We start from the raw sequence: 18,126 nt of genomic DNA, 5'->3' as shown, positions 1-18,126 counted from the left end.
CTCGGCATAGAGTCCCTTTCATGTCGTCCCGCCGCAGCAGCAGGCCCGTCCCGGCCCCGGCCGAGGACGACCTGCTGCTGCCGCGCGCGCCGGGGGTCTTCCGCCGCTTCTGGGCGCGGCATCCGCTGCTGAGCGACATCCTCATCGCGATCGTGTGCCTTCTTCTGTCGACTGTTCCGGTCGCCTCCACGGGAGGATCCGGCGGCTCCGGGGTGAACGGCGGCGGCTCGTCCGTGTCGGGTGCGCCGTGGGTCGCGTGGCCGTGGCTCGTGGTCGCGACCTGCGTGCTGTTCGTGTGGCGGCGTCGGTGGCCGCTCGCCGTCTTCGCGGCGACCATCGTCGCCTCCGCCGCGGCGATGGTGGCACAGAGTCCGGTCACCGGCGTGCTCGTCATGGTCGCCGCCTACACGGTGGCGGTGTACCGCTCGGCGCGCGCCTGCACGATCGCGCTCGCCAGCGGGATCGGCGCGCTCGCCGTCTTCGGGACGACGCTGGCGGCGCTCGGCCCCACCGACCTCCGCATCGCCCTCAACGTGCTGTTCGCCGACGCCGTGATGGGACTCATCGGCGCACTCGTCGGCGTCAACGTCGGCAACCGCAAACGCTACGTCGAGGCCATCATCGCGCGATCGCGTCAGCTGCTGCTCGAACGCGACCAGCAGGCGCAGCTCGCTGCGGCGTCCGAACGCGAGCGCATTGCGCGAGAGATGCACGACGTCGTCGCGCACTCTCTGACCGTCGTCGTCGCGCTCACTGAAGGAGCGGCGGCGACCGGCGACGGCGACCGGGCGCGTGAGGCGTCGTCGGCGGCCGCCGAGGTCGCCCGGGGCGCGCTGACCGAGATGCGCGGGATGCTCGGCGTGCTGCGCGGCGACGATCCGGACGCGCCGCTGGCACCGACGACGCCCGCCGACCCGGTGGAGACGGTCGCCTCGGCGCAGCGGGCAGGCTACCCGGTGACCCTCGCGACGACGGGGCCGCCGGTCCCGCCCGGACCGGTCGCCTTCGCCGTGGGCCGCATCGTGCAGGAGGGACTGACGAACGCGATGCGGCACGCGCCTCACGCGATCGCTGCGACGGTCCGGATCGGCACGGACGACGACGCGGTCGCCGTCGAGATCGTCAACGACGCCTCGCCCGCGTCGCCGGCACACGGCGGCGGATTCGGGTTGCGCGGGATCGCGGAGCGCGCCGCGCACGTGGGCGGCACCGTGGTCTCGGCGCCCGACGGAGCCGGGAGGTGGGTGCTGCGCGCGCGACTGCCGATTCCGCGCACCGACGGCGCGCTGCCGGCGGCGGATCCGGGCAGGCGGGATGCGGCACCCGGACGGCGGGTCGCCGGCGTGCGGGAGGAGGCGGCGGATGCCGGAGGCCGCTGAGCCGATTGCCGGACCGGCGCCCATTCGGGTGCTGCTCGCCGACGACCAGGCGCTCATCCGCGTCGGCTTCCGTCTCGTCATCGAGGCCGAGCCCGACATGATCTTGGTGGGCGAGGCATCCGACGGCCTCGAAGCGGTCGACGAGGTGCGGCGCACCGCCCCCGATGTCGTCGTGATGGACGTGCGGATGCCGCGCCTCGACGGCATCGGGGCGACCGCGGAGATCGTGCGCACGGCGCCGGAGACGAGGGTGCTCGTCCTCACGACGTTCGATCTCGACGAGTACGCGTTCGGCGCGATCCAGGCGGGCGCCAGCGGGTTCCTGCTGAAGGACGCGCAGCGCGCCGAGCTGACGGCCGCGATCCGCGCCGTCCGCCGGGGCGATGCGGTGCTCTCGCCCCGGGTCACCCGGCGCCTGCTCGAGCACGTCGCGCTACCCGCCCCGGAAGTCCCCGCCCCGGGGGCAGCGAGCCCGGTCGCGCCTCGGACCGACCCCGCCTCGGGGCTGACCGAGCGGGAACGCGACGTCTACCTCGCCGTCGCCCGCGGGCTCAGCAACGCCGAGATCGCGGCGGAGCTCTTCCTCGCCGAATCGACGGTGAAAACCCACGTCGGGCGAGTGCTCGCGAAGCTGGGAGCGCGCGATCGCGTCCACGCCGTCATCCTCGCGCACCGCCTCGGGCACGTGGCTCCGGGCGACGACCCTACGCCCCCGCCGTGACCCACTCCGGCCGCCGGACGCGCCAGCCGAGCGTCGCGAGCCGGGCGAGCATGTAGACGCCGAAGAAGCAGACCGACAGCCACGCGAGGCCCGCGGCTCCCGTCGGGTGGAGCACCGCCACGAGGACGAGCGCCGGGAAGTACGGCACGAGGTTCAGCGCGCCCGCGAGCGCGAGGTAGCGGACGTCGCCCGCGCCCATGAGCACCCCGTCGAGAACGAACACGACGCCGCACACCGGCTGCGCGACGGCGAGCACGAGGAGAGCGGGCTGGATGAGCGCCGCGAGGTCCGCCGAGCCCGTGAAGAGGAGCCCGATCACCCCCGACAGTGCGGCGATCACCGCGCCGACGACGACGCCGAACCACAGGCCCCACGCGATGGTGCGTCCGAGCACGCGCCGCACGAACGGCTCGTCGTCGGCGCCGAGCCCTCGGCCGATGAGCGCCTGGGCGGCGATGGCCAAGGCATCCAGCGCGAAGGCGGCGGTGGAGAAGATCGTGAACGCGACCTGCCAGCCGGCCAGCTCGTCGGTGCCGAGACCGGTCGCGACGAAGACGGTCGCGAGGAACGCGATGCGCAGCGACAGCGTGCGCAGGAACAGCCAGCCCCCCGAACGGGCCGAGCCGCGCAGTCCCTCGCGCTGCGGGCGCAGGGATGCCGCATGCCGCTGCGCCAGGCGCCCCACCACGACCGCGTAGGCGCCCACCATCGCCCACTGCGCGACGACGGTCCCCGCGGCCGACCCGGCGATGCCCCAGCCGAACCCGTAGATGAACAGGGCGTTGAGGAGCGCGTTGAGGGTGAAGCCGAGCCCCGCGATCCACAGCGGCGTGACGGTGTTCTGCATGCCGCGGAGAAGGCCCGTCGCCGCGAAGACGATGAGCATCGCGGGCAGGCCCCACATCGACAGCTGCAGGTAGATGACCGCCTGCTCCGAGACGGCCTCGGTCGCGCCGAACGCCCCCACGAGCGCGGGCGTGAGCGCCGATCCGAGGACGGCGAGGACCACCCCGAGGCCGAGCGCGAGCCAGAGGCCGTCGATCCCGGCGCGGACGGCGTCGGAGTGCTGCCCCGCACCGAACCGCCGTGCGACGGCGGGGGTCGTCGAGTAGGCGAGGAAGACCATGAGGCCGACGATCGTCTGCAGGATCGCCGACGCGATGCCGAGGCCCGCGAGCGGGACGACCCCGAGGTGCCCGACGAGGGCCGCGTCGACGATGAGGAACATCGGCTCGGCGATGAGCGCCCCGAGCGCGGGGACCGCCAGCCGCAGGATCTCGCGGTTGAGGGTCGGGGCGGGCACGCCCTCGAGCCTACGACCTCCCGCAGACACGACTGGGAACATGATCGGGGGATGGTGCGGAGCGCAACCCCCTCCGCGTTCACCGCTCTCCCACCGGAGGGTCTCGTACGCTGTGACGATGGCACGCACCGGCATCGTGAGTCGCCTCGCGGTCGCGCGCTTCCTGCGGAAGACGCCCGTGTGGCTGCGCATCGCGTTCGCCGTCGCGTCGATCGCCCTCGGTGCGGTCGTGTTCCTGCGTCCGACGACGGCGCTCGACGCGCTCGCCATCCTCGTCGGTGCCGGCATGGTGCTCACCGGGATCATCGACCTCATCGAGATGCCCGACATCTCGGGGCTCTCGAAGCCGCGCCGCATCGCGCGCCTCGCGTTACCGGTCGGCTGGATCGTGCTCGGCATCGTCGTCTTCGCGTGGCCGGGCCTGACGGTCCGCGCGCTCGCTGTGATCACCGGCATCCTTCTGATCGTCAACGGCGCCGCGGGGCTCGGATCGGCCCTGCTCCCGAACCGCGCGTGGGACGAACGCGTGTCGGATGCCGCATTCGGCCTCACCGGCATCATCTTCGGCATCCTCGCCCTGGGCTGGCCGGACATCACGCTCCTCGTCGTCGCAATCGTCTTCGGGGCGTGGCTGATCATCCGCGGCCTCACCGAGCTGTGGAAGAGTGTCCGCGCTCTGATGCGCCGCGGCGCGACGAGCGACGACGAGCGCGAAGACCGTCCTCACCGCGTGCGCTGGGGGCGGCTCGTCGGCGCCGGCCTGTCGGTCGCGGTCGCCGTCGCCGCGGTGATCGTCACGGCGCCGCTGCGCGAGAGCGTGACGTCGGTCGGCGAGTTCTACACGGCGCCGCGCTCGGTGCCGAATGAACCGGGGCAGCTGCTGCGTGCCGAGCCGTTCACCCGCGAAGTGCCGCAGGATGCCGAGGGCTGGCGCATCCTCTACACGACGACGGGTCTCGACGGGAAGATCCGCGTCGCGAGCGGTCTCGTCGTCGTCCCGACCGGCGGCGACCCCGACCGCCCGTGGCCGGTGATCGACTGGGACCACGGGACGACGGGCTACGCCCGCCACTGCGCGCCGTCGGCGCAGGAGCGCCCGTTCTGGTCGGGAGGCCTGTACCCCGTCAAGAAGCTCATCGCCGAGGGGTGGGCGATCGTCGCGACCGACTACATCGGCCTCGGCACCGAGGGTCCGCACCCGTACCTGTTGGGCCCCGCGAGCGCGTACGCCTCGCTCGACGCGGTCCGCGCGGCGCGGCAGCTCGACGAGGCGAACCTCGGCCCGAGCACCGTCGTCTGGGGGCACTCGCAGGGCGGCGGCGCGGCGCTGTGGACGGGGGCCCTCGCGCGTGAGTACGCCCCCGATGTGTGGATCCGCGGCGTTGCGGCCTTCGCCGCGGCGAGCGACCCGCCGGCGCTCGTCGACCACGTCTCGGACGTGACGGGCGGGCTCGTCTTCGCGTCGTACGCGTTCGAGGCGTTCTCCGACATCTACCCCGACATCACCTACGCCCGGTACATCCGTCCCGGCCTGCAACCCGTCATGCGGGCGATGTCCGAACGGTGCCTCACCGATCCCGACATGGCGCTGTCGATCCTCGCCGTGGTGGGGACGAGCATCGACCCCGAGCTCTTCTCCACCGACCCCTCGTACGGACCCCTCGGCACGCATCTGCGCGAGAACGTCGCGCCCACCACGATCGGCCCGCCGCTGTTCCTCGGGCAGGGTGGGGGCGACTCGATCATCCCGATCGCGACGCAGGATGCCTACGCACAGCGCGTCTGCGACGCGGGACAGCGCATCGATTACCGCCGCTACGCGGGGTACGAGCACGCGGAGGTGATGGAGAACTACTCGCCGATGGTGAAGGACGCGATCGAGTGGACGAAGGCCCGGTTCGCGGGCGAGTACGAGGCATCCGCCCCGCGGTGCTCCACGACCGACGTGCCGCGCTGAGGCGGGACGCGCTCACTGCGGCGGGAAGGTGGGCCGAGCCTGCGTCGTCGGGGGACGCTTCTTCAGCGACGTCAGGTTCTTCAGCGCCTCGGGGGAGAGTGTGACGTCGGGTTCGATCGTCAGCTGCATCTCGCGGGCGAGCTTCTCACGCCCCGCTCGGTCGAGCGCGCTGTACAGGAGTCCCCGCACTCCGCCCGAGTGGCGCGCGATGTACTCTTCGACCGACCCGCGCCCGTTCCCCGGCCACGGCAGCAGTGCGTCCGGCGGCACGTAGGACAGGAACATCGAGGTCGCGTCGCCTGCGGAGACCCTGCCGTCCGCCGTCCTGTCCACTCCGATCAACTCTGTCGATCGGGTCGTGGCGTAGACGCCCGACTGCCCATCCGACTTGCCGTAGCCGATCCACGGAGACGCGGTGAGAAACCGACCCCCGGCCGTCTCGTAGCTGAAGTGCTCGCCGGTGGGCGCCACCTCCGTCCAGATGGTCGCCGGGTCGTCGTGTCGCAGCATGCGGCAACTGCTCGACCATCGGGACGGGTCGGCGGGCGATCCCAGGTAGCCCCCGTGCGCGAGGTTCCGCAGACGGACGCGATGGTCGTCGACGACCTCTCTCAGCCAGATGGTCTCGCGCCCGATCCCCTCACCGTCGAAATCGGCGATCGACCCGCCCGTGCAACGGAGGTAGGAGGTGCTCGACACGGCGAGCGCGATGTATCGCATCATGGCAGGGTCCTCTCTGTCCGCGAGCACGCGGGTCGTCCGTGAGCACTCAGGCGCGATCGACCGTCACGGCGCCGGCGCGCAGTGTGTCCCACTGCGTCGGCCGAGTCCGAAGCGGGATTTCGCGGTCGCGTGGACCAGATCGTTGGCGACGGTCCCGGAGACGACGTGGAGGTCTCGCCCGCAGCGTGTGCCCGCGGCGCCCCAATACAGACCGGATCCGAGTCTTTGCGACCCCGTCCATGTCCGGCCGTCGAAGGATGCGATGGAGAGGTTCTCGTCGCTGTCGAGCAGGAGCAGTCGCAGATCGCTCGGTCCCGCCGCGAACAGCGCGAACCGCGTCGCCGTGTGGTCGATACGCGTCCATGCGCTCCACCCACTGTCGAACCACTTGTGCACGAGGGTGCCTTGCAGAGTGCGGGCCACGAGGTCGATCCTGCCGAACCTCGTGGACGCCGCGGTGGGGTCATAGATCTGGGTGCTGTCGAGTTCGCCCCACCCGCTCCACCCTCCGTCGAAGTACTTCTGCCCGAGGGTGCCGGCATCGGTGCGGATGAACACGTCGAGTCGGCCCGGTCCCCAACTGCACAGCGCCGGAGCGTTGCCGGTCGCCCCGCCGAGCGACTCCCACGGCTGCCACTGGTTCTCGAACCACAGGTGACGCACGGATCGATCCTCGCCGAGCGCGACGATGTCGATCCGTCCCGGGCCCCACGAAGCGGCGGCCGGTTCTGACGCGAGGCGTTCACCGAGGTTCTCCCACCGGTGCCACTGCGCGCCGTCTTTCGCGCGATGCTGCAGCGCCCCATCCTTCCCGCGCGAAAAGACGTCGAGACGTCCCGCTCCCCATGAGCAGACGGAGGGTGCGCTCGTCGTCGTCCTGTCCAGGCTCTCCCAACCGGCTCTGCCTTCACGGCTGACGTACCCCTCGATGAGATAGTCCTGCGAGTCCTGCCTGTGCCTTTCGATGAGCGATCCGTCGGCGAGGCGCGGGAATCCCGTCCCCCCGATGCCCTCGCCGACAGCGGCGTAGACGTGCACGGAAAGACCGGTCAGATCGTCCACGTCGCCCCAGGAGGAGAGAAGGATCCCCACCTTCTCGCTCACGCTGGGAATCACGGCCGCCGATACGCGGGCGACGGCCTCCGCCACCTTCTTCTTGAGTTCTTCCGGGTCGGCGCCCACCGTGATGTTCTCGACGAGTGCGGCGACTTCGGTCTCGAGCTGAGCTGCCACCCGATCGAGCAACATCTTCATGTCGCCGGAGGGGGTGGCATCCTGTTCGAGGCTGACGAAGACGACCCCGATGATCTCAGGCAGCCCGTCTGCGAGCGTGCGTACCCGGACCACATCCGGAAAGCGAACGCACCCCTGACGAGGCGGGATCGAGCGCTCGGTGGAGCTTTTGGAGTTCTCCGCCCACGAGCCGTCGATGATTCGCGACCAGGCCACCCTCGTCGACCCTCTCGTCATGAGCCGGGAGCGGAAGCCGATCGTGGCGAAGTACGGCTCGTCGCCCGAACTCTCCTGAGCTTTGACGATGCGAAGCCGCTGGAAGTCGATGCGCCACGTCTCTCGGAGCGGTCCGATCAGGTGGCCGACCTTCTTCACGTCGATCGTGATGTCGACACCACTCATGGGGGTTCCTCCGTCTGTCGTCGCAGCGTGCGAGTCAAGGATCCCCGCCGGGGCGGACGTCCGGTATCCCAGATCAGGGGGATTTCTTCGCGACGGTTCGACGTGGCTCCCTCACGCGGGGAGCGAAGGCGCTTCGGTGGACGCGTGGCTCAGCGCGGCGACGAGCTGCCGGCGGGAGGGGAGACCGGTCTTGCGGAAGACGGCTTTCAGATGATCCTGAACCGTGTAGGGAGAGAGGCGGAGCTGCGCGGCGATCTGCTGGGTCGTCATCCCGCGCAAAACGTGCTCCACGACATCGCGCTCGCGCGCGGACAGTCCCGCGAGGTCCGCCCACGCCCCTCCGCTCCCCCGGGCGGACATTGCAGGACAATGATGGCACCGCCGCGCACGCGCGTCGAGGGTGACGGCGCCGATCCGGACGACGCCCGAGCGGCCGCGGATTATGGTGGATGCATGACCGAGAACCCTCCCCGCTCGGGTATCGAGCTGTCCGAGTTGAGCGCCCAGATCCGCCCCCAGGACGACCTCTTCCGGCACGTCAACGGTGCCTGGCTGGAGCGCACCGAGATCCCCGAGGACAAAGCGCGGTGGGGGTCGTTCCACCTCATCGCCGAGCAGGCCGAGAAGGATGTCCGCGCGATCGTCGAGGAGTCGACGACCGCGGAGCCCGGCACCGAGGCGCGGAAGATCGGCGACCTCTACACGAGCTTCATGGACACGGAGCGGATCGAGGCGCTCGGGGCGGCGCCGCTGCGCGACCAGCTGGCGCGGGTCGACGCGATCGACTCGATCCCGACGCTCCTGCGCACCGTCGGCGAGCTGGAGCGCGAGGGCGTCGGCGGCATGATCGGCACCTACATCGAGCCCGATCCCGGCAACCCGGAGCGGTACGTCGTCTTCTTCGTGCAGTCGGGCCTGTCGCTGCCCGACGAGAGCTACTACCGGCTGGAGAACTTCGACGCCACCCGCACCGCGTTCCGCGAGTACGCGACCACCGTGCTCGGCCTCGCCGGGGTCGCGGAGCCCGCGGCGCAGGCCGACAGGATCCTCGCTCTCGAGACCGAGATCGCCAGCCATCACTGGGACAACGTCCGCACCCGCGACGCCGTCGCGACCTACAACCTCATGACGTGGGACGATGTCGAAGCCCTCGTCGGGGTCGATCTCGACCCGTGGTTGGATGCCGTCGCGCCCGGCCACCAGACGGGATTCGCCGAGATCAACGTCAACCAGCCGAGCGCGCTCGCCGGCCTCGGCGGGCTTCTCGTCGATGAGCGCCTCGACGACTGGAAGGCGTGGCTGCGGCTGCACCTCACTCGCGCGTCGGCGGCGTTCCTGTCGAGCGACTTCGTCGACGCGAACTTCGCGTTCTACGGCACGGAGCTCTCCGGCGTGCCCGTCAACCGCGAGCGGTGGAAGCGCGGGGTGAGTTTCGTCGAGGCGGCGATGGGCGAGGCCGTCGGCAAGGTCTACGTCGAGCAGCACTTCCCGCCCGCCGCGAAGGACGAGATGGACGAGCTCGTCGCCAATCTCATCGAGGCCTACCGGCAGTCGATCTCCACGCTCGAGTGGATGACCCCCGAGACCCGCGAGCGCGCCCTCGAGAAGCTCGCGGCGTTCACCCCGAAGGTCGGTTTTCCGACGACTTGGAAGGACTACTCGGCGCTCGAGGTCGACGCCGCCGACCTCATCGGCAACGTCCTGCGCGCGAACGCGTGGGAGCACGACCGCCAGCTCGCCAAGCTCGGCGGCCCGATCGACCGCGACGAGTGGTACATGACGCCGCAGACCGTCAACGCGTACTACAACCCGCTCATGAACGAGATCGTCTTCCCCGCGGCGATCCTGCAGTACCCGTTCTTCGAGACCGAGCGCGATGCCGCCGCGAACTACGGCGGCATCGGCGCCGTCATCGGCCACGAGATCGGCCACGGGTTCGACGATCAGGGGTCGGCCTTCGACGGCACCGGGGCGCTTCGCGACTGGTGGACCGACGATGACCGCGCCGCGTTCGAGGAGCGCACGAGCGCCCTCATCGCGCAGTACGACGCGCTCGTCCCCCAGGGCCTGTCGGAGGACCACCACGTCAACGGTGCCCTCACGATCGGCGAGAACATCGGCGACCTCGGCGGGCTCGGCATCGCGATCAAGGCCTACCGCCTGCACCTCGCCGCGACGGGTGAGGAGGGCGACGGGCCCGTGATCGACGGGTTCACCGGCATCCAGCGCCTGCTGCTGAGCTGGGCGCAGATCTGGCAGCAGAAGGGACGGGATGCCGAGACCATCCGCCTCCTCACGATCGACCCGCACTCGCCGAACGAGTTCCGCTGCAACCAGATCGTGCGCAACATCGACGAGTTCTACGACGCGTTCGAGGTCGGTGAAGGCGACGCGCTCTGGCTCGACGCCGATCAGCGTGTGACGATCTGGTGACCGAGAGTCCTCGGACCCGTCGCGGCGCGGCGGGGGAGCAGCGCGATCCCGCCGGTGGTGCGGCGTCGGGTGGTTCTGGTGGTGCGGCGTCGGGTGGTTCGGCAGCTGCGGCGGCGGATGGTTCGCCGCGGCGCGCGGCGCGCGAGGCGGCCGCGTCGGCGGCATCCGCCCCCACGACGCGCCGAGCGGCAGCCGGCGAGCGGACACTGCCGCGGCGGGCATCGCTACGTCAGCGCTCGTTCATCGGCACGCTGAAGGCGCTCGATGTGCTGTCGGCGGCCGGTGCGCAGGTGTCGGTGCAGGTCACCGACCTCGACAGTGGCGAAGAGGTGCTGAGCGGCGACGAGCACCTGACGCTGCCGGTCGGCGGCATCGGCGTCGTGCCGCTGCTCATCGAGGTCGCCGCGCAGATCGAGTTCGGCCAGCTCGACCCGTTCGAGATCCTCGACCGGGGGTCGGTCGAGCCGGTCGCGGTCGGGGGACTGTGGCAGCATCTGAAGGCTCCGGCGCTTCCGGTGGTGGACCTGGCGGTGCTGGCGGCTGCGGCGTCCGACGCCGCGGCCGCGAACGCGCTCGTGCGCCGCGTCGGGCTCGACGCCGTGCGTTCGCGGATGGATGACATCGGGCTCGAGAAGACGGCGATGCTCGACCGGTTCCGCGATGTGCGCGGGCCCGACGACGCCCCGCAGGTCGCGATCTCGTCGGCGGGGGAACTCGCCGCGCTCTTCGCCGCGCTCGTGAACGCGCGGGTCGTGTCTCCCGCCGTGAGCGCGCAGGTCGGCGAGTGGTTGAACCTCAACCAGGACCTCGCCCTCGTCGGCGCTGCGACCGCACTCGATCCGTTCGCGCACGAAGACGACCGGCACCGGATGCTCTTCGTCAACAAGACCGGCCGCGCCGACGGCATCCGTGCCGAGGCGGGCGTGCTCGCCGGCCCGCGCGGCGGCGCTGCCTACGCCCTGCTCGTCGGCTTCGACGACCTGTCGATCGCGCACCGTCTGCGCGCGCACGATGCCTTCCGCGCCCTGGGCTCGGACCTCATGGAGTACGTGTTCTGACCCGCCGCCGCGCGCCCGCGCGCGCGACCGCGCCCGCGCCCCCCCGCGCGCGCCCGCGGCGTGGCGCGCCGTCAGCCATCCCCCGAGACCCTGTCTTCTCGACGAGACCGGGTGTCGTTTGGGCGGGTTTCGTCGAGAACGCGCGGTCTCGCGGGGGGATGCGGCGCGCGACCCGGCGGCGCTGAGAAGACGGGCGCTTAGAAGACGATGGTGTGGTTGCCGTGGCGGATGACGCGGTCTTCGGCGTGCCACAGCACGGCCCGCGAGAGCACCTGGCGCTCGACGTCGGCGCCGCGGCGGGCGAGCTCGGCGGCGGACTCGGCGTGGGTGACGCGCACGGTGTCCTGCTCGATGATCGGCCCCTCGTCGAGGTCGCCGGTGACGTAGTGCGAGGTCGCACCGATGAGCTTCACCCCGCGCTCCTTCGCCTTCTTGTACGGCTCGGCGCCGATGAACGCGGGCAGGAACGAGTGGTGGATGTTGATGACCGGAACCCCGAGGCGGTCGAGGAACTCGGGCGAGAGGATCTGCATGTAGCGCGCCAGCACCACGAAGTCGACGTTGCCGACGAGCAGCTTCAGGATCTCCTCCTCGGATGCCGACTTGTCGGGCCCCGCGACCGACGGCACGTGGAAGAACGGGACGCCGAAGCTCCGCACGTCCTCGGCGGTGGTGGTGTGGTTCGAGATCACCATCGGGATCGTCACGGGCAGATCGCCGCGGCGGTGCCGCCAGAGGAGGTCGAGCAGGCAGTGGTCCTGCTTCGACGCGAGGATCGCCATGCGCTTGGGCACCGACTGGTCGGTGAGCTCCCACTCGAGCTCGAAGTCGGCGAGCGTCCGCCCGATCTCCGCCTCGATGCTCGGCCGGTCCGCGGCGAAGTCGGGGCGGTGGAACACGACGCGCTGGAAGTACGCGCCGCCGCGGTGGTCGTCGGAGAACTGGTCGAACGCCACGATGTTTCCGCCGATGCGGGTGATCATCGCCGAGACGGCGGCGACGATCCCGGGCTTGTCGCTGCCGTGCACGATGAGGCACGCGTGGTCGGCGGGAAGCTGAGGGTGATGGACCGGGGTCATCCTTCGATTCTGCCCCAGCGCGCGCCCGGTCACGGCATCCGCCGTCCGCCGGTTACGACCTTTCGCGGGGTGGCGAGGGGAGGTTGAGGCGTGGTGGGGGCGAGGTTGAGGGGAGGTGAGAAAGGGGGAGGGCGGACAGAGCGCGCGTCAGACGCGGCGGGCGCCCTCGCCCAGGGCCTCGAGCTTCGCCCACGCGATGTCGGGGTGGATGCGCCCGCCGAGGCCGCAGTCGGTCGAGCCGACCACGCGGTCCGCTCCGACGATGTCGACGTAGCGGCGCAGACGCTGAGCGACCAGCTCGGGATGCTCGACGACGTTGGTCGCGTGGCTGACGACACCGGGCACCAGGACGACGTCGTCGGGCAGGATGCCGGAGGCCGCGGCATCCGCCCACGCCCCCGCTTCGTGTTCGTGACGGACGTTTCCCGCTTCGAACGAGATCGCCCCGACATTCGCGGTCAGCACGACCGGCAGGATGTCGGCGAGCGCCACATCGGTCGTGTGCGGGCCGTGCCACGATCCCCAGCACACGTGCAGGCGGATCTGATCCTTCGGCAGTCCTGCGATCGCGTGGTTGATCGCGTCGACCCGGATCTTGGTGAACGCCTGGTAGTCGGCGATCGAGGGCTCGGGGCTGATCTGGTCGAAGTTCTCGGCGAGCGACGGGTCGTCGAGCTGCAGGATGAGTCCCGCCTCGACGATCGCCCGGTACTCTTCGCGGAGCGCGTCGGCCCACGCGAAGATGTGCTCCTCGTCGCTCGCGTAGTAGTCGTTGCGCACACGCGAGGCGGAACCCGGGGCGATCGCGGTGAGGAAGCCCTGCTCTCCCGGCTTCAGCGCAGCCTGCAGGTTGCGGATGTCGGAGGCCACGGCATCCTGCCCGCGGTACACGAGCGGGCCGGTCGTCGTCGGAAACGCGGTCGCCCCCGTGCCGGTCTCGACCGCCTCGGCATAGACGGCGGGGAAGCGTTGTCGGTCGCGGCGGTCGAGGAAGCTCGTCAGGCGCACGTCGCCGGGAGAGGACGCCACGGGCGGCTCTGTGAACGCGTTGACCTCGGTGAGCGAGAGCCCGCCGACCCGCTGGAACGAGTAGCCCCACCAGGCGCCGTAGTCGACCGGGTTCGACATCGCCTTGCCGAACTCGCCGTCGCCGACGAGGGTGATCCCGGCATCCCGCTGCCGCTGTACGACATCGGCCACCGCGGTCGTCGTCAGCGCGTCCACCCCGGGGGTCGACAGCAGCGTGAAGCCGTCGTCGGCGACGGGCCGTGCGGCGTTCGCCTCGATGAGCGCGGGGGTGCGCGGGAGGCTCCCCGAGGTGGTGGTGGCGATGGGCATGACTCTCCTTCGACGGACACGACTTGGACGGACGCGACGGGCGCGTTCAGCCTACGACCGCGCCCCTCGCGGCTCACGTCGTATGACGCTCCGCGACGGTCAGCGCACGCCGCGCATGAGCTTCAGCACCGGCTTCACCGACACGAGCAGCAGGATGCCGATGACGATCGCGACGGCACCGAGGGTGAGGAAGTACGGCACCTCGTTGTCGGGGTCGTACACCTTCGACAGCTCTCCGGCGATCGCCGTGCCGAGCGACACGGAGAGGAAGAAGAGCGCCACCATCTGCGTGTGGAAGACGTCGGGCGCGAGCTTCGTCGTGACCGAGAGCCCGACCGGCGAGAGGAGCAGCTCGGCGACGGTGAAGACGAACAGGATGCCGACGATCGCAATCAGCGGCGTCGAGTTCTCGCCGCCGCCGGCGAAGGGCAGGAACAGGAGGAACGCGACGCCCATGACGATCGTCGCCAATCCGAACTTCACCGGCGTCGAGGGCTGGCGAGTGCCGAGCTTCGTCCAGATCGCGGCGAAGACGCCCGAGAGGATGATGATGAAGATCGGGTTGATGGAGTTCACCCACGACACCGGCATCTCCCAGCCGAAGAGGTTCCGGTCGAGGCGCTTGTCGGAGTAGACGGTGAGCACCGTGAACTGCTGCTGATACAGCGACCAGAAGGCGACCGACGTGATGAACAGCGGCAGGAAGCCCCAGACGCGGCTCCGCTCGACGCCGGTGATGCGGCGGCTCGAGAGGATGACGACGAAGTACGCGATCGCCGCGGCGATGACGACGACGATGACGACGATCGCGAGGTTGTCGGCGCGGATGACGCCGATCGCGATGAGCAGCACGATGACCGCGATCCCCGCCACCGCGACCCCGGTCATCAGGGGATAGCGGCTCTTCGGGAGCGGGTTGGGCACGTGGGATGCCTCGGCCGGCAGGTTCTTCCGTCCGAACGCGTACTGGGTGAGACCGAGGGCCATGCCGACCGCGGCGAGCCCGAAGCCCCAGTGGAACCCGAGGGTCGACTGCAGGAGGCCCGTCAGAAGCGGGCCGGCGAACGCGCCGAGGTTGATGCCGAGGTAGAAGAGCGAGAATCCGGCATCCCTGCGCGGATCGTCGGCGGAATAGAGCATGCCGACGAGGCTCGTCGCCGTGGCCTTGAGACCACCGGATCCCACCGCGACGAGGACGAGACCGACGCCGACGCCGAGAAATCCGGGGAGGAGGGCGAGCGCGATGTGGCCGCACATGATGACGATCGCGCTGGAGAACAGCACCTTCTCGGGGCCGAGGATGCGGTCGGCGACCCATGCGCCGAGGATCGTCGAAAGATAGACCGCGCCGCCGTAGGCGCCGACGATGCCGCCGGCGATGCCGCGGTCCATGCCGAGGCCGCCGTCGGTCACCGAGTAGTACAGGTAGATGAGCAGGATCCCCTGCATGCCGTAGAAGCTGAAGCGCTCCCACATCTCGACGCCGAAGATGTTGGCGAGTGCGCGGGGCTGCCCGAAGAATCGGGTGTCGCTGTCGCCCTCGGATTCAGGGGTGGGTGCCACGGGATTGCGGGAACTCATGCCGACGAGAGTACTCGCGCCCGCGCTCGGGCATGCGTGTTCGGCGCCGCGGATGGACGGGGCCTAGGGTGGCGCTATGGCCGACGACGACGTGCAGACCCCGATCGGAGTCACGATCCGCCCCCTCGAGACCGTCGAGGAGGTCTTCGCCGCTGCGGCGGTCCTCGACGACGTGTGGGGCGAGCGGGGTGGGATGCCGCCGAACCTCATCCGCGCGCTCGCGCACTCGGGCAACTACGCGGTCGGCCTCTACGCCGCCGATGCCGCGGGCGGCGAGGAGCGGATGATCGGGGCATCCGTCGCCTTCTTCGCCGAACCTGCCCAACGGTCCATGCACTCGCACGTGACCGGGGTGCTGGCGGGTCACCGCTCGCAGGGACTCGGGCGACTGCTCAAGCAGCATCAGCGCGACTGGGCGTTCGCGCGGTCGGTGGGGCACATCACGTGGACGTTCGATCCGCTCGTCGCCCGCAACGCGCACTTCAATCTGCGGGTGCTGGGCGCGCGCGTCACCGAGTATCTGGTCGATCAGTACGGACCGATGGACGACGCCGTCAATCGCGGCGATGAGACCGACCGGCTGATGGTCTCGTGGGCGCTCGCCGCCCCCGCGCGCTCACCTCGCGAAGAGGACGTCGTGACCACGGTCGCCGTGCCGCCCGACATCGAGACCCTGCGCCTGACCGACCCCGCAGAAGCGCTCGAGTGGCGCTACCGGGTGCGCGATGCGTTCCTCGGGCTGCACGAGGACGGGTTCGCCGTCGTCGGGTTCGACGATGCGCGCGGGTACCTCTTCGGGAGGCGCTGAGCGCGGAGCGCCGGCCGCGACCCTAGGCTGACCCCGTGACCGCACCTCTTTCCGTCGTCGACCTCAGCCACCCGATCCGCGCCGGGCTCGTGACGTACCCCGGGCTCCCGGCCCCCGAGATCACGCCGTTCCTCACGCGCGAGAATTCTCGCGCGACGTACGCGCCCGGCACCGAGTTCGCGATGGACGTCATCACGATGATCGGCAACACCGGCACGTACCTCGACTCCCCCTTCCACCGCTACCTCGACGGGCCCGACCTCGCCGGGCTCGACCTCTCGACGCTCGTCGGACTGCGGGCGGAGGTGTTCCACCTGACCGAGGCCTGGACCGCCGAGCGCCGCGGCATCGGGCCCGAGGCGTTCGCGGACCGCGACCTCCAGGGCGCCGCTGTGCTGATCCACACGGGGTGGGACCGACACTTCGGCGCCCCGGAGTACGGCCGCGGCGCGCCGTTCCTCACAGCCGAGGGCGCCCGGCGACTGATCGATGACGGCGCGACGCTCGTGGGCATCGACTCCGTGAACATCGACGACACCGAGTCGGGCGGCGAACGTCCCGCGCACACGCTGCTGCTCGGCGCCGGCGTGCATGTGGTCGAGCACCTCACCCGGCTCGGCGACCTGCCCGCCTCGGGCGCTCTGTTCACCGCCGCCCCGCCCGCCGTCGAAGGCTTCGGGACGTTCCCGGTGCGGGCGTTCGCGCAGGTGCCGTGAGCGCGGCGGGTGGGACCCTCGACGGCGCGACGCCGCACCGGCGGGGAGACGGTGAGCTCGTCGGCTGGATCCTGCCCGACGGCGAGCGGTGGCGGGCGCTCGACCTGCTCGGACGCGAGGTCGTGGCGGATGCCGAATGGCTGGATGCCGAAGACGCGATCGAGCGCCGCGGTCTCGCGTACCTCGCCGACCCGTGGGTGCTCGAGCGCGAGGGCGCGGTGCCCCTCCGCGTGCGGCTGCTCGAGGTGACACCCGAGCGCATCGTCGTCAAGGCCGAGGATTTCGGCGACGTCAGCCGTCCGACCGAGCGGGTCACGCTGCCGTGGCCGCTTCCGGCGGCGCTGCGCGCGCCCCGGCCCGACGACCCCGACGCGTACGCACTCTGAGACGCGCATCGGAAAGGTTGTGCGCAATTCAATTGCGTGCAACCATGAAGTCATGACCTCGGAGATCGACGATTACGTCTGCTTCGCGATGTATACCGCCTCGCACGCGACGACGCAGGCGTACCGCGAGGTGCTGAAGCCGTGGGGCCTCACCTACCCGCAGTACCTCGCGATGGTCGTCTTGGCCGCGGACGATGCCGGCGGTCGCACCGTGTCGGATCTCGGCGACGAGATGCACCTCGACTCCGGGACGCTCTCGCCGCTGTTGCGCCGCCTCGAGGCGCGCGGATTCGCTTCCCGCCGCCGCGACACTGTCGACGAGCGCGTCGTCCGGGTCGCGCTTACGAGTGAGGGTCGTGCGACGCTCGCCGCCGTGCGCGAGGCCGCCGGATGCCTCGTGCGCGCCTTTCTCGACGGAACGGGCCACCCCCGCGACCTGCTCGAGCGTCTCGGCGCCATCACCGAGAACATGCGCGCGCTCGCCGCGCAGCTGCGCACGGCCGCCTGAGCCGCGGCATCCTGCTGCCGCACACCGCGGGCGGCCAGGTCGCCGTCGAAAGTCCCCCATCGAAAGGAATCATCCCCATGGACATCGTCTACACCGCCGAAGCACTCGCCACCGGAGACGGCCGCAACGGCCACGTCCGCACGGCGGACGGCATCCTCGACACGGACGTGCGCGTACCCAAGGAGATGGGCGGCGCCGGGGGCGCCCCGAACCCGGAGCTGCTGTTCGCCGCCGGCTACGCCGCGTGCTTCCACAGCGCACTCCAGGCCGTCGCCCGCGCGCAGAAGGTCGCCATCGACGGATCGACCGTCGGTTCGCGCGTCGGCATCGGGTCGAACGGTCAGGGCGGATTCGGGCTCGCCGTGGAGCTCGAGGTCAACATCCCCGAGGTCGACCCCGCCGTCGCGCAGCAGCTCGCCGACGCGGCGCACCAGGTGTGCCCCTACTCGAACGCGACGCGCGGCAACATCGACGTCACGGTCACCGTCGTCGACGACTGAC

General features: G+C 70.7%; 17 protein-coding genes. 10 read left to right on the top strand and 7 right to left on the bottom strand.

Annotated features, from left to right (window positions below; translation table 11 throughout):
* The first annotated feature begins 20 nt into the window (after positions 1–20).
* Positions 21–1,379 (top strand): sensor histidine kinase, encoded by a 1,359-nt coding sequence (locus tag AC3ENQ_RS11310; protein ID WP_431804650.1) that lies wholly within the window; start codon positions 21–23, stop codon positions 1,377–1,379.
* Positions 1,363–2,100, top strand: a complete 738-nt coding sequence (locus AC3ENQ_RS11305) for a response regulator (RefSeq protein WP_431804648.1) — start codon at positions 1,363–1,365, stop codon at positions 2,098–2,100. The genes AC3ENQ_RS11310 and AC3ENQ_RS11305 overlap by 17 nt, the downstream gene beginning before the upstream one ends.
* Here AC3ENQ_RS11305 and AC3ENQ_RS11300 read toward each other — a convergent pair.
* On the bottom strand, positions 2,084–3,403 hold the full coding sequence (locus AC3ENQ_RS11300) for an MATE family efflux transporter (protein WP_431804647.1): 1,320 nt from the start codon (positions 3,401–3,403) through the stop codon (positions 2,084–2,086). The genes AC3ENQ_RS11305 and AC3ENQ_RS11300 overlap by 17 nt on opposite strands.
* 118 nt (positions 3,404–3,521) lie before the next feature.
* Between AC3ENQ_RS11300 and AC3ENQ_RS11295 the strand changes: the two genes are divergently transcribed.
* Complete coding sequence (locus AC3ENQ_RS11295) at positions 3,522–5,360, top strand: lipase family protein (protein WP_431804645.1); 1,839 nt, start codon at positions 3,522–3,524, stop codon at positions 5,358–5,360.
* 12 nt (positions 5,361–5,372) lie between these two features.
* Here the strand turns inward: AC3ENQ_RS11295 and AC3ENQ_RS11290 are convergent, their stop codons facing one another.
* The 3 genes from AC3ENQ_RS11290 to AC3ENQ_RS11280 all read right to left on the bottom strand — a co-directional run bounded on the left by AC3ENQ_RS11290 (position 5,373) and on the right by AC3ENQ_RS11280 (position 8,078).
* Positions 5,373–6,083 (bottom strand): hypothetical protein, encoded by a 711-nt coding sequence (locus AC3ENQ_RS11290; protein ID WP_431804643.1) that lies wholly within the window; start codon positions 6,081–6,083, stop codon positions 5,373–5,375.
* Positions 6,084–6,146: 63 nt separating this feature from the next.
* A complete protein-coding gene (locus tag AC3ENQ_RS11285; protein WP_431804641.1) occupies positions 6,147–7,718 on the bottom strand; it encodes a DUF8189 domain-containing protein in 1,572 nt (523 codons plus the stop codon).
* Between the two features lie 111 nt (positions 7,719–7,829).
* Complete coding sequence (locus AC3ENQ_RS11280; RefSeq protein WP_431804639.1) at positions 7,830–8,078, bottom strand: response regulator transcription factor; 249 nt, start codon at positions 8,076–8,078, stop codon at positions 7,830–7,832.
* A 93-nt stretch (positions 8,079–8,171) separates the two neighbouring features.
* Between AC3ENQ_RS11280 and AC3ENQ_RS11275 the strand changes: the two genes are divergently transcribed.
* Positions 8,172–10,151 carry a M13 family metallopeptidase gene (locus AC3ENQ_RS11275; protein ID WP_431804637.1) on the top strand — a complete coding sequence of 660 codons (1,980 nt, stop codon included), beginning with the start codon at positions 8,172–8,174 and terminating at the stop codon, positions 10,149–10,151.
* Positions 10,148–11,209: a serine hydrolase gene (locus tag AC3ENQ_RS11270; protein ID WP_431804635.1), complete on the top strand. Its 1,062-nt coding sequence runs from the start codon at positions 10,148–10,150 to the stop codon at positions 11,207–11,209. The genes AC3ENQ_RS11275 and AC3ENQ_RS11270 overlap by 4 nt, the downstream gene beginning before the upstream one ends.
* Before the next feature lie 197 nt (positions 11,210–11,406).
* Here AC3ENQ_RS11270 and purU read toward each other — a convergent pair whose 3' ends face one another.
* The 3 genes from purU to AC3ENQ_RS11255 all read right to left on the bottom strand — a co-directional run bounded on the left by purU (position 11,407) and on the right by AC3ENQ_RS11255 (position 15,207).
* The gene (gene purU, locus AC3ENQ_RS11265; RefSeq protein ID WP_431804633.1) at positions 11,407–12,288 is read right to left on the bottom strand and encodes a formyltetrahydrofolate deformylase; all 882 of its coding nucleotides are present in this window, start codon (positions 12,286–12,288) and stop codon (positions 11,407–11,409) included.
* Positions 12,289–12,435: 147 nt separating this feature from the next.
* Positions 12,436–13,626 carry a cobalamin-independent methionine synthase II family protein gene (locus AC3ENQ_RS11260; RefSeq protein WP_431804631.1) on the bottom strand — a complete coding sequence of 397 codons (1,191 nt, stop codon included), beginning with the start codon at positions 13,624–13,626 and terminating at the stop codon, positions 12,436–12,438.
* A gap of 99 nt (positions 13,627–13,725) precedes the next feature.
* The gene (locus AC3ENQ_RS11255; RefSeq protein WP_431804629.1) at positions 13,726–15,207 is read right to left on the bottom strand and encodes a peptide MFS transporter; all 1,482 of its coding nucleotides are present in this window, start codon (positions 15,205–15,207) and stop codon (positions 13,726–13,728) included.
* A gap of 76 nt (positions 15,208–15,283) precedes the next feature.
* On the opposite strand from AC3ENQ_RS11255, the gene AC3ENQ_RS11250 reads away from it, so the two are divergent.
* From AC3ENQ_RS11250 to AC3ENQ_RS11230, 5 genes are all read left to right on the top strand, one after another.
* Positions 15,284–16,015, top strand: coding sequence for a GNAT family N-acetyltransferase (locus tag AC3ENQ_RS11250; protein WP_431804627.1), 732 nt, complete (start codon positions 15,284–15,286; stop codon positions 16,013–16,015).
* A gap of 35 nt (positions 16,016–16,050) precedes the next feature.
* A complete protein-coding gene (locus AC3ENQ_RS11245; protein ID WP_431804625.1) occupies positions 16,051–16,731 on the top strand; it encodes a cyclase family protein in 681 nt (226 codons plus the stop codon).
* A complete protein-coding gene (locus AC3ENQ_RS11240) occupies positions 16,728–17,117 on the top strand; it encodes a hypothetical protein (RefSeq protein ID WP_431804624.1) in 390 nt (129 codons plus the stop codon). Before AC3ENQ_RS11245 ends, AC3ENQ_RS11240 begins: the two co-directional genes overlap by 4 nt.
* Before the next feature lie 52 nt (positions 17,118–17,169).
* Positions 17,170–17,625, top strand: coding sequence for a MarR family winged helix-turn-helix transcriptional regulator (locus AC3ENQ_RS11235; protein ID WP_431804622.1), 456 nt, complete (start codon positions 17,170–17,172; stop codon positions 17,623–17,625).
* 77 nt (positions 17,626–17,702) lie between these two features.
* Positions 17,703–18,125: an organic hydroperoxide resistance protein gene (locus AC3ENQ_RS11230; protein ID WP_431804620.1), complete on the top strand. Its 423-nt coding sequence runs from the start codon at positions 17,703–17,705 to the stop codon at positions 18,123–18,125.
* Position 18,126: the final 1 nt, after the last annotated feature.

This window comes from Microbacterium sp. bgisy203 (assembly GCF_057706945.1).
The sequence above is the reverse complement of the archived record's forward strand: the minus strand, read 5'-3'. Positions and strand labels throughout refer to the sequence as shown.

Excerpts from the sequence above, each read along its gene's own strand:
- purU (WP_431804633.1), bottom strand. The coding sequence starts at position 12,288 with ATGACCCCGGTCCATCACCCTCAGCTTCCCGCCGACCACGCGTGCCTC.
- AC3ENQ_RS11290 (WP_431804643.1), bottom strand. The coding sequence starts at position 6,083 with ATGATGCGATACATCGCGCTCGCCGTGTCGAGCACCTCCTACCTCCGT.
- AC3ENQ_RS11230 (WP_431804620.1), top strand. The coding sequence starts at position 17,703 with ATGGACATCGTCTACACCGCCGAAGCACTCGCCACCGGAGACGGCCGC.
- AC3ENQ_RS11285 (WP_431804641.1), bottom strand. The coding sequence starts at position 7,718 with ATGAGTGGTGTCGACATCACGATCGACGTGAAGAAGGTCGGCCACCTG.
- AC3ENQ_RS11260 (WP_431804631.1), bottom strand. The coding sequence starts at position 13,626 with ATGCCCATCGCCACCACCACCTCGGGGAGCCTCCCGCGCACCCCCGCG.
- AC3ENQ_RS11255 (WP_431804629.1), bottom strand. The coding sequence starts at position 15,207 with ATGAGTTCCCGCAATCCCGTGGCACCCACCCCTGAATCCGAGGGCGAC.
- AC3ENQ_RS11235 (WP_431804622.1), top strand. The coding sequence starts at position 17,170 with ATGACCTCGGAGATCGACGATTACGTCTGCTTCGCGATGTATACCGCC.
- AC3ENQ_RS11310 (WP_431804650.1), top strand. The coding sequence starts at position 21 with ATGTCGTCCCGCCGCAGCAGCAGGCCCGTCCCGGCCCCGGCCGAGGAC.
- AC3ENQ_RS11280 (WP_431804639.1), bottom strand. The coding sequence starts at position 8,078 with ATGTCCGCCCGGGGGAGCGGAGGGGCGTGGGCGGACCTCGCGGGACTG.
- AC3ENQ_RS11295 (WP_431804645.1), top strand. The coding sequence starts at position 3,522 with ATGGCACGCACCGGCATCGTGAGTCGCCTCGCGGTCGCGCGCTTCCTG.
- AC3ENQ_RS11305 (WP_431804648.1), top strand. The coding sequence starts at position 1,363 with ATGCCGGAGGCCGCTGAGCCGATTGCCGGACCGGCGCCCATTCGGGTG.
- AC3ENQ_RS11250 (WP_431804627.1), top strand. The coding sequence starts at position 15,284 with ATGGCCGACGACGACGTGCAGACCCCGATCGGAGTCACGATCCGCCCC.
- AC3ENQ_RS11275 (WP_431804637.1), top strand. The coding sequence starts at position 8,172 with ATGACCGAGAACCCTCCCCGCTCGGGTATCGAGCTGTCCGAGTTGAGC.